The sequence below is a fragment of the Micromonospora sp. 050-3 genome (genome assembly GCF_046549335.1).
In the GTDB taxonomy this organism is placed as follows: domain Bacteria; phylum Actinomycetota; class Actinomycetes; order Mycobacteriales; family Micromonosporaceae; genus Micromonospora; species Micromonospora trifolii.
The window spans coordinates 1,160,992-1,174,574 of record NZ_JAJPVX010000001.1 but is presented as its reverse complement, the minus strand read 5'-3'; the positions used below and the strand labels follow the sequence as shown (position 1 = coordinate 1,174,574).

The 13,583-nt window shown below is 68.5% G+C and carries 9 protein-coding genes; all 9 read right to left on the bottom strand.

Going from position 1 to position 13,583, the window contains the following annotated elements; all coding sequences use genetic code 11:
* Positions 1-292: 292 nt before the first annotated feature.
* The gene (locus ACLJOK_RS05430) at positions 293-781 is read right to left on the bottom strand and encodes a MarR family transcriptional regulator (protein ID WP_410816522.1); all 489 of its coding nucleotides are present in this window, start codon (positions 779-781) and stop codon (positions 293-295) included.
* A gap of 8 nt (positions 782-789) precedes the next feature.
* Positions 790-2,037 (bottom strand): FAD-dependent oxidoreductase, encoded by a 1,248-nt coding sequence (locus ACLJOK_RS05425; RefSeq protein ID WP_410816520.1) that lies wholly within the window; start codon positions 2,035-2,037, stop codon positions 790-792.
* 409 nt (positions 2,038-2,446) lie between these two features.
* On the bottom strand, positions 2,447-3,727 hold the full coding sequence (locus tag ACLJOK_RS05420; protein ID WP_410816518.1) for an ATP-grasp domain-containing protein: 1,281 nt from the start codon (positions 3,725-3,727) through the stop codon (positions 2,447-2,449).
* A complete protein-coding gene (locus ACLJOK_RS05415; protein WP_410816517.1) occupies positions 3,724-5,175 on the bottom strand; it encodes a Mur ligase domain-containing protein in 1,452 nt (483 codons plus the stop codon). Before ACLJOK_RS05415 ends, ACLJOK_RS05420 begins: the two co-directional genes overlap by 4 nt.
* 515 nt (positions 5,176-5,690) lie before the next feature.
* A complete protein-coding gene (locus tag ACLJOK_RS05410; RefSeq protein WP_410816516.1) occupies positions 5,691-5,900 on the bottom strand; it encodes a hypothetical protein in 210 nt (69 codons plus the stop codon).
* The gene (locus ACLJOK_RS05405) at positions 5,897-8,785 is read right to left on the bottom strand and encodes an SAV_2336 N-terminal domain-related protein (protein WP_410816515.1); all 2,889 of its coding nucleotides are present in this window, start codon (positions 8,783-8,785) and stop codon (positions 5,897-5,899) included. Before ACLJOK_RS05405 ends, ACLJOK_RS05410 begins: the two co-directional genes overlap by 4 nt.
* Positions 8,786-8,788: 3 nt before the next feature.
* Positions 8,789-9,745 (bottom strand): AAA family ATPase, encoded by a 957-nt coding sequence (locus ACLJOK_RS05400; RefSeq protein ID WP_410816513.1) that lies wholly within the window; start codon positions 9,743-9,745, stop codon positions 8,789-8,791.
* Between the two features lie 4 nt (positions 9,746-9,749).
* Positions 9,750-11,729, bottom strand: coding sequence for a hypothetical protein (locus ACLJOK_RS05395; protein ID WP_410816511.1), 1,980 nt, complete (start codon positions 11,727-11,729; stop codon positions 9,750-9,752).
* A gap of 8 nt (positions 11,730-11,737) precedes the next feature.
* A complete protein-coding gene (locus ACLJOK_RS05390; RefSeq protein WP_410816509.1) occupies positions 11,738-13,267 on the bottom strand; it encodes an esterase/lipase family protein in 1,530 nt (509 codons plus the stop codon).
* Between the last annotated feature and the right edge of the window lie 316 nt (positions 13,268-13,583).

The following is a 13,583-nucleotide window of genomic DNA, read 5'->3' as shown; positions in this document are numbered from 1 at the left end:
TTGCTCAGGCGCCCACCCTGAGCGCATTCAGGATTGCCATACCTTCGGTGGGCGGATCGTCCATGGGACTTACCGGGGCTGCCCTCGCCTCGGCTGCGAGACCGATTCCGGGACTCAGGGCGACCTCCACCGACGTTTCCGCTGCAGCTGACCGGACGCTCAGGCCGCTCCGGCTTCGTTGAATTGGTTGGCCCCGCTGCTCGCAGTATTGCAAGAGGATGTTGGCTAAATGTTGGTCAGAAGCTGGAGTCAGACAGCAGGCCGGGAGAGCGGCCGGTCGCGCGACGCCGCCTCAGGCAGACCGCTGCGCGGTGTCGCCGCTGCGGAGGCGGTCCAACTCGGCGAGGTACATCGCCTGCATGCGGTCATAGTGCCGGACCAACAGCGTGACCTCCTCGACGCTGTAGCCCTCGATGAGCCGCTCCGCCCGCTCGGCGAACCTCTCGTACGGTCGCTCCAACTCGGCCATCCGCTCCGGCCGCAGGGCAACGATCACCCGCCGCCGGTCCGCCGGATCGCGCTCGGCCGTCACGTAGCCCGCCTGCTGGAGCCGGCGGAGCATGCTGGTCACCGCCCCGGTGGTGAGGTTGGTCCGCTCGGCGACCTGCCCCGCGGTGGCGGACCCGACGTCCGCCAGGTAGTCCAGGCACTCCAGGTCGCTCACGGTCAGGCCCAGCCGTTCCGCGATGGCGTACCGGAACACCATGGACAGCCGCGACGTCTCCCGCCCGCCGCGCATGAGGTCGGCGATCGCGGACGCACGGGCCGGCTGGTGGGACATGCCCGCAATCATGCCTCCGGCACGGTGACCCGGTGCAGCCGAGGTAACACGCGGGTCAGCACCCAGTGCGGTGCGGCCGCTCCCCCGGTGAGTCGGCGCATCAGCCCGGCGGCGGTGTCGACGGCACGGAAGGCGTAGGGCACCATCTCGTCCTGGTAGCGGGCGATCGCCTCCTCCACCGGCGCGCCGCTGGCCCGGGCCTCGACCAGCTGGTGCCCGAGCAGGGCGGCGTCGCGGAGAGCCGTGTTACCACCGTGAGCGCCGAACGGCGGCATGACGTGCACGGCGTCGCCCATCATCGTCGCCCGGGGAACCGGCCACCGGCGCGGGCGTCGGCCGGTGGCGAAGAGGTTGAGCACCGTGGCGTCCAACTCGGCCGTGCCGACCAGCCGCCGGATGACCGGGTGGAAGTCCGCACTCATCCGGGAGGCCAGCCGCCACAGCGCCAGCAGGTCTCCGCGGACGCCGATGGGCACCTCCTCCTGCCGGAGCAACAGCCCCCACATGACGTAGTCGTAGCCGGTGGGCGCGTAGCTGCCCGGGGCCAGGCGCGCGAACGCCTCCGGCGGGCTCTCGCCGAACCGCATGGAGGTGAAGAAGAAGGCGCGGCCTGGCTGGTCGGCGATGGCCAGGACCCCGCTGGTACGCAGCGCGTCCGGGATGACGCTCTCGCCGTTGCGCCGCAGGGGTGACTTGCCGTAGATGCCCGCCATCGGGGTGTTCGCCGGGTGCGCGTCCGGCATGATCTGCGCGCGCAGCGCCGAGCCGACGCCGTCCGCGCCCACGACGACGGTTGCCGCGGCGGCCCCACCGTCGGAGAACCGCAGCCGCGGCCGTTTCGGGTCGCCGCTGTCCACAGCGACGGCGTCCTTGCCGTAGTGGATGCGCCCGTCCAGCCCGGACTGCAGGATCGACCGCAGGGTCAGCCGGTCGACCTGGCGGGTCGCGTACGGCTCGTCCTTGAAGGTGATGGTGAACGCGTCACGCAGCCGACTGTCGGTGAAGCGTAGGTGCCCGCCGGGCTCGTCGCCGGTGGTCAGCGCCAGGTTGTACAGCGAGCGGGGCAGGCTCTCGCGCAACGCCGACAGCCCGTACCGGTCGAGGATGATCCGGTAGCCCTGCCGCCGAACGAAGGGGCCCGGGTCCCGTTCGTAGACGTGCACGTCGATGCCGGCGCGCATCAGGTACTGGGCGAGGCAGAGGCCGGAGAGGCCGGCACCGGCGATCGCCACCGAGAAGTCTGTCGACGAAACCATGTGATTATCTTAATGACTAAGATGATTTGGGCAAGGCCGCCGGCATGCCCCGGTCCGCCAGGCCCCCGACCGACCACCTCGGACCGTGGCAGCACCCCCGGCAGGCTGGGAGGCATGGTGTTCTCCGGTGGTCAGGGCACGATGTGCCGACCCGATGTCGTCAGCGTCTCGGCCGATCGGGATCGAACGGAGCCTCGTTCACACACGCCTCAGCGCCGACGACCAATGTCCCCGTGGTCCGCGATGTCCGCTGGAACTCATCGAATGGAACTCATCGAAGCCGCCACGCCCCTGATCGTCGATGATCTCGCCGACATGGGTGTCGGTGGTTGCTGTCCGGCGGCGTGACATCGGGATCGACCCTCGCGGGGCGCCGAAACTCGCGGCGTCCGAATCGAGCGGATCGTTATCACTGCTCCGGCCCTTCCAGCATCAAATCACCACTCCTTGCCTCCACATCGGTCTCCACAAGGATCAAGGCACTCGCGGTCTGTGCAGCGTGACTCGCCGCGTATGCCGTGTCGGCTTCGGCGACGACGTGACCGGCCCGGCGATGGGAGTTGCGCAGTTGACCAATCTCGCTTCCCTCCGTCACGGAGACGACGACGTCCACCACACCCGGAACGGTGCAAGCGATCTCCAGGCCACGAATCCGCCGCACCCGCCCGGGCACGGGCGTCAGGAACCGGATCGCAGCCGCCCCGGACTTCCGCGCGCTGCAGTCCACTGCGAGGCCGACGCCGATCCGCAGTGCGGCCGTGATGACGTCGATGCCGGTGGCGAGCCGGACGAGATCGCAGATCCGATCGCCGGCTGGCCGGGCGTTGAGCTCAATGAGACGGGGGCCGTCGGCGGTCACCTTCAATTCGACGTGAGCGACGCAGTCTGTCAACCCAACGGCTCGCACGGCATTGACGGCGGCGGCACCGCACGCTTCGACGAGTTCCAGGGCGAGGCCGGACGGGAAGGTATGGCCGACCTCGACGAAGGCCGGCATCCCGGCCAGGACCTTGTCGGTGACTCCAAGCACGACGACCTCGGTGCCGGCCGCGATGATCTCGACACTGACCTCGGGCCCGACCAGACATTCCTCAATCAGCACGCGGCTAGTCCGCGCCTGCCCCCGGGAGTTTGCCGGAGCGGCGAGAAGTCCGGCCACCGTGTCAGTCACCTCAGCGAGGTCGAAGCATGCCCGAACCCCGACGCTGGCACTCTCATCGACCGGTTTAACCACACAGGGCAGGCCGACGGCTGCGACCGCCGCCGCGACCGCGTCAAGTTCACTGAGCACCGCATACCGCGGTGTCGGCAGGCCGGAGCGGCGGCAAATACTGCGGAACTCGTCCTTGTTGCGGGCCCGGCGGACGGCGTCGGGGTCCGGCCCTGGCAGCCCGAGCCGGCGGGCCACAGCGGCGGTGCTGATGACGGCGTATTCGCCGAACGTCACCACCCCGCGAAGCCCTGGCATCATCGGACGCAGTTTTTCCTCTAGGGCGTTGATGTCGTCGGTGTCGACGGTGACGACCTCGCCGACGTACCGCTCGAACAACGGCGCTACGCCGGGCCGAGAGAGGTAGAGCTGAGGACTCCGGGTCAGGAACAGCACGTCGCAACCGAGGGCGTGTGCGGCAGCGAGGGCCTGGAACCCGCTGCCGGTCAGATTGCTTTCCACCATGGCGATCCAGGTCATCGCGGGATCGCTGTGGGATTGGCTTCGACGATGTGTTCCCGGCTAGTCAGCAGACCGGGCAGGATCCCGTTCATCCGGATCGCCCCGAAAAAGCCGGCGGCGGCGCAACCGTCGAAGATATCGAGGCTGAGCTTGTCCATCGGAACGATGTCGGCTGGGATCCGGAGTGCCCGCAGCCGGCGGACGGTGCGTTCGGAAAATGCTGACTCGTCCGGAGTGCTCACCGAATCCTCGAAACCGCGCCGCGACGGTGCCAGCACCACACGGTCGAACTGGGCGAGAGCTCTGAGGTAACCGTCGCCGAAGGCGTGCAACCTGCCGAAGCCGCCCGGCAAGTAATAGGCGCCGATTGGTCCGCTGTACCGGTGCCGGAGAACCTTCAGGGCGGCCACAAACTGCACAGGATTGTGGGCGTAGTCGTCGTAGAGGTCGGTTCCGCCAACCCGGCCAACCAGCTGCAGGCGCCGACACGGCGTACGAAGGCGGTCGTAGGTGGTCAGCGCTTGTAATGCGGTCAACGGCGTCCCTGCGGCCAGGTGACTCGCCAGCGCCGCGGCCAGATTGAGGGCGTTGTGCCGGCCGGAGAACCGCGTCCGCGCCTCGATTACCTGCCCGTGGTGAGCGTAGCGGGCATGGAAACCCTGCTCCGTGTGCCGGAGCTCGGTAAGTCGCAAGTCAGCTCGCTGCGAGGCGCCGAATGTAATGATCCGGTCCCGGTCGCGTAGTGGCAGAGCGAGCAGGTCCCCTTCCCCGTCGGGCACTACCGCACGTGGAGCGGCGGACAGAAATTGGGTGAAAGCGTCACGCAGGGAGGCGGCGTCCGGATAGGTCGAGGTGTGCTCGCCCCAGAAACTCGTCGTCACGGTCGCTACGTCAGCGTCGTATCTCAGCATGCCCCGCTGGTATTCGCAAGCCTCGAGCACCGCGATTGGATCGCGCCCCACAATATCGCCGATCGCCCTGTCCGCCATGCTGCGAGGAGTGTCGTCGGGCAGGGCGCAGCCGAGGTACAGCGTCGGGTCCTGGCCGAGCAGCCGGTACAGCTGGGCCACCAACGCCGTGGTGGTCGACTTGCCGGTGACTCCGGAGACGGCCACCGTCCGGTCAGCGATGCGGGGCAGGAGTTTCGCCAGTGCGGCCGCTCGCGTGAGGACCGGAATGCCGCGGCGGCGGGCGTCCGCGAGCTCGGCATGATCAACTGACACGGCGACGCTGTGCACGACTACGTCGACGTCGGTGCCGAGGTGGGCTGGGTCGTGCCCGGTCACGCACACGCCGTAAATGGCAAGCTCCGCCGCCTCGGCGGTGCCCTGCCGCTCGGCGACCCGACTGTCGCAACCGGTCACCCGGACGCCCGTCGAGCGGTACAGCTGGGCGAGTGGCTGCATCCCCTGCCCGAGGCACCCGATCAGATGAACGTGGCCTGCTGACAAGCGACTCTCGACCAACCCCTCATCATCACCGGGCGCCGGCCATCGCCCGACACATTGCCGGCGCAGCTCGGGTCGTGGACCGGATTTCCCGGCAAGTACATGCTAGGGGTATGGGTGCAGTGCTGGCCGGCCGGCCCGCCGGTGGAGCTTTCGAGACCGTCGATGTCGATAGCGCAGCCCAGGGCTAACAACTGCAGGCGTGTTGGGAATCTTTAGGGCTCTTTGGGTTTCTATGGGGTTCGGGTGAAGTTGAAGGGGTGGGCAGCGTCCACAGGGATCGCGTACGTTACCGCCCGGAGGCAGTACGCGGCCGGAACGCTGCCCGTTGCGACTTACCGGATCGGCCGACTGATCATGGTCGGGGAGCCGGTCACCGGCGCAGCGTCGAATGCCGGGCAGACCGCGGTGTAGGCCCGGCGTCCGGGGGCATCCCGAGCCAGCGGGCGACGGGCTCGACCTTGATTCGTAAGATCGGTGGACAGGTCGTCGGCCACGGCGTCCTGACGTTTCCATCCGACGGCCCGGAAGTCTTACTGACGGGCCGCGAAGTCGTCGAGCCGAGCCAGGTAGTCGTCCAGCGGCGCGGCCGGTGACGGCGTACCGCCAGAGGCGGCGATTTGGGGGGTGACGGCCGGGGCGCTCAGCAGGGCGCGGATGTCGCCGAGCACGGCCCGGCGGCGATGCAGCGCTGCAGCACGCGCGCCCCGTCTTCCGGCCTCGGGAGGATCAATATCGGTCATCTCCAGAACCGTTCCCCCATAGTGGCCAGCATGCCACGGCGCGCCTGCCGTGCTTGCGACCAGGCCAGCACCTCGCCGCGCAGGATCAGCCGACGAAATGCGTTGCCGGGCGGGGTGGATTCAAGCCAGCGAAGGTACGGCGACGCAGCGGATGCCGGGGCTTGGTCAGGCCGACTGCGCCTGCTGAACGCGGCGCGCACGACGGGGTGGGCGACACAGGCGAGGATGCCGGCATCGTTGTTGCGAGCGATCAAGAACGATGTGGCCGCCTCGATGTCGAACCCGGGCGTATCCGCGGCTCCGGCTAGGCGAATGGGCTGCCGCAAATGGGCTGGAAGTCCGTCGGCAGACGATGCCGGCGGCAGGAACGCCATCCGGTCGAGCAGGCTGTAGTGCATCGCGATGCGGGTCAGCTCGTTCTGCTGGGCGCCCGACAGCAGGTACCGGCTGGTCTCCCGGAACAGGGGCGGCACGGTGTCGACGATCACCTGCGTGGTGCCCCGTTCCAACTGGGCGCGATCGGTCAGGTCGTCGATGCGCTGGGCCTCGGCGGCATCGAGGGTGGCTTGCAGCAGCAGGGTTCGTAGATGCATGCAGCGCGTCTGCACGTTCCAGTTAGTCGTGGCGGCGCGCCGGCGGATCTTCACGACTGGGAACGGTTCTTCAGCGGCCATGTCGGTCAGCTCGCCGTAGGCGAAAGCAGCCGAGCGCAGCGCCAGTTCGGCGAGCTGCCGCATCTCGGACCACTGCTCGGACGACCCGATTTCAGCGCCGGCGTACGCCGGATCGGCCAGCCGGAACTCCAGGATGCGGCTGAACAATCCGCAAGCCTGCAATGCCACCTGTTGCAGCGCCTCACGGCTACGCACATCGCGGGCCCAGCGCCCGCTCCGATCGGCAAGCTGGCGGTACGCATACCTCCAGGCATCGTGCAGCCACTGCTCCGCCGAGCCGTACCGGTGGTGTTTGGAGTGCACGATCGCCACCGACCGTTGCAGCATGGCGACGAATGGCCCGCCACGTCCGCGCTGTATCAGCTCTCCGATCAGCGGCCCCACCAGGTCAGGCAGGCTCTCATCGCCGGAATTGGCGATGTCCATGACGACCAGATGCAGGCTGTCCATAAGGTCGACGACGAGTTTTTCGTCGTCGATACCTGCGCGGATCAGATCGGCGAGCGCGATGGCGAAGCGGCGGGCGGCTGGCAGCGCGTCCTTCGGGTTTTGCCTGAGCCCCATCGCGATGTCGTGCAACTTCTCGACGTCGCGGCCGGCCATGGCCTCGTCGAGGCCGGCCAGCGGCTGCGACGGCCCGGTGCCAGGCTTCGCCGCGGCGGCTGCGGGTTCCGCCGCCGGTGGTATCACACCGAGGCGTTGCAGGGTGGCGAGCGCGATCTCGGCCATCGGGGCCGCACCGGACGGTATCGCCGTCGCACCGGCGAGGTCGCGCACCATCGCGGACGTCCACGTTGATCCGGTGGCAGTGCGCAGCCCTTCGGTCATGGCGTGGTAAAGCGACTGCGAGTCGGCGCTGGACTGAAGCGACCGCAAGGCGGCCGCCACTCCCGGCCGAAACCGCAAGACGATGTCACCCGGCTCGCCCGAGATGGTGGCGAGCCCGCCAACGAGCAACTCGGCGAGGTCGATGGCCGTGGCGTCGGCGACTAGCCGCTCGCGAATAATGTAGACCCAGGACAACGGGATTGTGTCGACCACGGCGCACAGTGCGGCCAGTTTGGTGGCCAGTGGTCCCGCGCTCATCCGGAATCGGTGCACGAGTCGTTGCGGCGAGGTCGCCGCGACGGGTTCCGTGCGGCTGGCGAGTCGCCCTTCCGGTGGGACGAGGGCGCCGTCGCATCCCTGGGTGCCGGTACGGGTCGTCGTGGCCGCCCACCGCGCGATCGATCTCGGGTCCAACGTCACCACGGGCAGTGGTAGCCAGGCACCTGGCGGGTCGGTACCGTCGTGATGGCGTCGACGCCAGAGTTCCGCCGCGGACGGGACGGTGAACAGTAATTGCCCGTTGCGTTGCCGCCCGGTGAGCCGAACCATCGGGATGTCCAGCGCCGATGCGTGCCAGAGCCGGCTGGGCAGGGGGTTCAGCAGCGCGATCGGGGCGGCCGCGATCCACTCGCGGACCAAATTCCAGCGTTCGGCCGACTGCCATGGTTCACCCAGGCAGTCGGAGACGAGCAGGACGATCCTGGTGTCGGAGCGGGCCCGCAGAGTGCGCCCGGGAACGCGGTGGCCAGCGGCGGTGCGCAACCCGTCCGGGCCGAGTCGCCAACGGCGCACCGAACGAAAGGCGGCGGCGAACTCCAGCATGGCGGTGAATTCGCGCAGCGTGTCGCGCCAAACCACCATCGACGGGGAGACGTCGACGACGAGGTCGAGATCAAACCATCTGTCAGGGACCGGCCGGAACACGGGCAGGAGCAACGTGGTTTCGGCGTAGGCACGCGCGGTCGCCTCGGCGTCGAGTTCGTGCCGCCGGCCCGTGGCGCGTCGCCTGCGCAGCGGTCGCAGGGCGCGCCCGATCTCGGCGGCCAGCGGCAGTGCGCGGCCGGCACGGCGATGCAGCATGGTGGCCCGGCCACCACCGGCGGACCGGAACGGTGCGAAGGCGGGCGCGGACGGCGGCGGCTCCGGCGCGGCAGGGGCGGTGGCCGGCGGGTCCGCGCTGCCGGTGGCGGGTAGGGAAGCCGGCGGCGGGTCGCCGAGCGGCGATGGTGCGACGTCGGCGGCGGACGGCGGCACAACGGGGTCGCTGACGGTGGCGGCCGGCATGCGCGACGCCAGCCAGAGCGCCTCGGCCATCCCCAGCGCGTCGAGGTCGAAGTCGCGGTGGCCGAGCACACTGACGACGCCGTTGAGGCCGGTCGCCATCCGTCAGCCGTCCTGCAGCTCTTGAAGTAGCAGGTCGACGAGTCTGCGCCGGCGCTCGGGCGTCGGCGGATTCTGGCCGGTCATCACGAACACCGCGTTGAGCAGTTGGTCGACGGCGACCACCTTCTTGTCGAGCTGGTCGCTGTGGAACCGTTCTATGAGGTCGGCGCATTCGCTGATCGCGTCGTCGCCAAGGTAGGCGATCACGACCTGCTTCAACGCTTTCTTGTCGATGCCGGGCATAGCGACCCGGACGCACCGTCGCAGGAACGGTGCCGGGAAGTCGCGTTCGCCGTTGCTGGTCAGGACGACCATCGGGAACTCGGTGCACCGAACACGCCCGTCCTCGATGACCGACTCGTCGGTGCTGTCCCAGAGGCGGACCGGCACGTCGCGTTGGTCGTACCGGCTCAGCTCGGGAATGTCGAACTCGCCCCGCTCGAACACGTCGAGCAGGTCACCGGGCAGGTCCAGGTCGCTCTTGTCAATCTCATCGATGAGCAACGCCCGCGGGCGCTGCGCGGGCAGCAGAGCCGTGCCGAGTGGCCCGAGCCGCAGGTACCGGCCAATCTCCACGGTCGGCACCTTCTTCGCGCCCTCCGCCGCGGACGACTTCAGCAGCTGCTGAGCATGGATTCGGCCGAGGGCGTCGTAGCGGTACAACGCGTCGGCCAGGGTGCTGCGCGAGTTCACATGCCAGCGCAACACCGGCCCGAGCCCGAGCTCGAAGGCGACGGACTCGATCAGTGTCGACTTGCCCGCGCCCGGCGGCCCGGTGACCAGCAGGGGCCGGCGCAGCATCAGTGCGGCGTTGACCGCCTCCACCAGCTCGGCCGGGGGCCGGAAGGTCTCGCCACCCGCCAGCGATGGGCGCGGGAAGGTCCGCCACGGTGGCGGCTGCGGCAGGACCAGGCCAGAGCGCACCTCTCCGTCGCCGCGGTAGTAGGGGTCCCAGGTCATGGCGTCACCGACTCTCACCGAGACGAAGCTCCCCGAGCAGGGCGAGCAGTACGCTGTCGTGCCAGACGGCCCGCCAGTCGGCGGTCGGTTCCCGCTCGCCGGCCCGTCGCTTGCGATACGCCGCCGCGAGGCGTTCCGGCATCAGCTGCCAGAACCGCTCAAGTTCGACGAGCCGGTCATCGCCGTGATCGTCGAAGCGGGTCGGCGGCTCCGGCCACAACACTGTCGGTGAGCGCACGAGCAACTCCTCGAGTTGCTGGACATTATCGGGGCAGGAGAGGAAGCTCAGCGGTCGGTCGATGAGGTGACCGAACTGCGGTTCGCTGGCGTCAATCCACCGCACGTTCGCCCGGCGCTCCTGCCCGGCAACGAGTGCGGCGATCCGTTCGATGTCCTCTAACAGCATCCGCTCGTGGGCGCCTGGAGTGAGCCAACGGTTCCAGCCGGCAACCACATCATGGTGCCGGCCGATCCACTCGTCGACCTCCGCCTCCTCGGGATGCAGCCTCACCAGTTCGTCAGACGGCAACATCACATCGACGCGGCCGAGCTCGACGCCGTCTCCGGCGGCGCAGTCGCGCCCCCAGCGGACCGCGTCGGCGATCCTGCCAAGCAGTTCCGCGGCGGTGGCGTCGGCGAAGTCGACCCGCAGGCTTACCTGCCCGGCCTCGCACCACCAGGCGATCACCTGCCAGGGGCCGCCGGTCGGCGTCTGACCCCGGGCTGCGACGATGAGGCGGTAGTCGCTGGCACGCCGCCGGGCGCGGATCGGCTCAACCAGAGCGGTGACGTCGTCACCGATGAAGTCGCTCACCCATTCCCGCAGCAACGGATGCTGAACGCTCCAGTCCTGCGCCACCGCCAACTCTAAGACGTAGAGCACCAGACGGCGCCGGCAGTCGTCGTCCGGCTGGCTGCGTGCCAGAGCCACGTGTTCGAGGTGATCCTGGACGGTGTCGGCGCCGGGGGCCAGCGTCTGGACATCCAGCCGAGTCATTGCTCGCCGGAGCACGGTGAGCGGTACCTCGGGTTTCATGATCCAGCTGTCGAGAAATGCCATGACCCGCAGTGCCTCGGTCAGCCGCACGACGTCACGGTCGAACATCGCGGCGAGACCCCGGTCGTTGATCGCCGGCAGCCCAGCGCGGAAGGCGTCGAGTGCGGGGCGGGTGCCCGGCTCCGGCCGGCGCAGGCCGGTGCCGACCCGCTCGAGATGACCGATTACGCAGGCTTGGCCGACGGCACCCAGCCGCGGCTCACTGGGCTGCCCGCGCACCGGCCAGAACGCTCTGTCCTGATAGCGGGTACTCAGCAGGAAACCAGGATCGATGAGATGAGTGACCTGCTGTTGTTCGACGGTGCGGTAGCCAGACTCGACGGCCTCGTCGAAGGGCAGCGAGGGGCGCGACCGATTCGACAACAGCGCGGTGCATTCGATGAACAGCCATTCCCGGGGTACGAGTGCGCGCAGCCGCTGCGCCGCGAGACGGACCGGGCTGGTCTCGAGGCCGCCAGACAACCAGCCGTGCTCGCCGTCGTTCCAGCCGTCCGGTCCGCTGACCGAGCTGACCATGCCACCGATCCACACCGCCAGCAGGACGTGGCTCTCACACGTGATCAGCAGTGGCCGGACCTGTTTGAGCAGGCAAAGACCGGCGAAGGTGAGAGTTATGTCGAGACAGTTCCCGCCAGAGTCGCGCACCTCAAAAGGGCTGCGAATCGACTGCCGCGCCCGGCTGTAGTCGGTGAAGTCGATGCGTGCGTCCAGGTAGGGGAGGTCGAAGTGGCGAAGGTACTCATAGATGCCGCGCGCGAGATCCTTCGGTTCGTCGGCGACCACCGACTTAACGGTACGATCGCCGCCGCCATACTGCTCGAACGCGTCTCTGGCCGCCCACTGATTCACATACCGGGCGAGATCCTGCGGACGGTCCTTCTCCCACGCGGGCCACGGCCGCCCCTGATAGGTGCTGGGGTCGCTCATCGAAGCCGTCAGCCCACCTCGACGATGTCGGCGGCGCTGTGGCCGTCGACATCAACCAGTACCTCGTAGGTGCCGGCCGGTAGGCCGTCCGCGGTCCAGGTGAATCCGGCATCGTCGTGAGCGACAGTCGCCGTCGCCGTGGCGGCGGGCGGATCGAGCCGGACATTCAGCAAGCGGCGCTCGAAGCCGGGTGGGACGGTGCAGTGCAACACGACCGGTTCACCCGGCTCGGTGCTGTCCGCAAGGTCGATACCAATCGACGGCTCGAATGCCCCGGTCGGTCGGTCGGTCGCCGGATGGGTGGGATCGGTCTGCAGGTCCGGGTCGCTGAGCGAGCCACTGAGGTGAGACAGCTCCATCACCAATTGGTTCACCGAGGCAGGCCGACAGTGAACCGTGGAGTGGGTCTGATTCACCGGAAAGTAACGCACGGACGGCTCGGGCTTGCCGTCCCGGCCGACCGGCAGCGCGGAGAACGCCGGAACCGTCCGATCCCCGCTGTCGCGCCATGGATCACTCTCGTCGCGGCGAATGGGAGCCGTGCCGGTACGCAGACCTCTGCGGTCGAGGGTGGCCGAGAGCAACGTCGGGTGACCGTACCCGACGACCGGGACCCAGCGCACACCCCAATCGGCGAGACTGCCGGTATCGGGCGGGTCGTGCAGCCCGTTCAGTGCTTCGACGGCCCGGCGGGTGTCGAGGTCACCGACCCGGGGGCCGAGGTCGGAGATGCGGGTGGGGCGGGTAGGGACGTTCGCTGACCGGTGGTCCCAAATTGCGGGGAAACGCGGCAATAACTGATGTACGGACGTGAACCGGCGTAGCACCTCGGCCACGTTCGGCACGGCGATGTCGCCGAGACGCAGCCCGCTCGCCAGAACCCCCAGCGCGGCCAACGATCCGCGGTATGGCGTGCCATACGTGAAGAGAGCGCGGCAGTCGCGCGCTCCGTCAAGTGACTCCAGGTAATGGCGGGCGACCAAGCCGCCCATGCTGTGCGCGACGATCACGGTCTTCGCGGGTGCCCCGCTCAGGTGCGAACGCCAGCGCGGCAGCTCACGGTTGACGAAATCGGCAAGCTGGGCTGCGGGCATTCGGATGTCGCGGCGCCAGTCGTAGGGAAACTCGAAGTAGTTCGCCAGCGGACCCGGTTCGGTAACCGATCCGTCCGTCAACTCGAACGCGTCGTGCAGCGACTCGCGCAATGTTCGGTACTGGTTGACCTTCGCCAGGCCGGGCAGCGAGACCGGCAGGCCGATAAGCCGTGGCGCGTGGACGTTGCGCTCGCGTTCCGGATCGTCTAGGGCCGCCGGGTCGGCGGCGAGTTGATCCAGCGCCCGCGTGCCCTCGACGGCGACCCGTCGCAGCGTATGCGTCATCGGCTTGAATATCGGCCGGTCACCGTCGTAGAGCTCGCTACCCCCGATGCCGGGGATCACAATGAGAAGGTCACGAAACCGCTGCCTGAAACGCATCCGTCTCCTGTGGCTGAGGATCACGTTATGCCGCGCGACGACCAGTCTATACACGACATGCACCCAGAAAATCCTCCCTTCGGTCGACTTGTCCAGTCTGGAGCGCGGGAGCGAATGGCCCGCCCACCCGCGCCGCAGCTGTTGGCTTGGTATTCACACCTTGCGTCGTCTCTTGAATCGCTGATGCCCATGGTCGAGGCATGGTTGCTCGGCCGACCGGCCTACCGCCGCAGCACCCCGATCGAGGTCGACGAGAACGGGTTCCTACCGCAGGTCATCATCCTGCCGAAGACCGGTGGCGCGCCGCTTGAGTCGGGAACGAAACCGGCCCCCCAACCGCACGCCGGCACCTGTCCCGAGCTACGTCCCATGCCAGGGC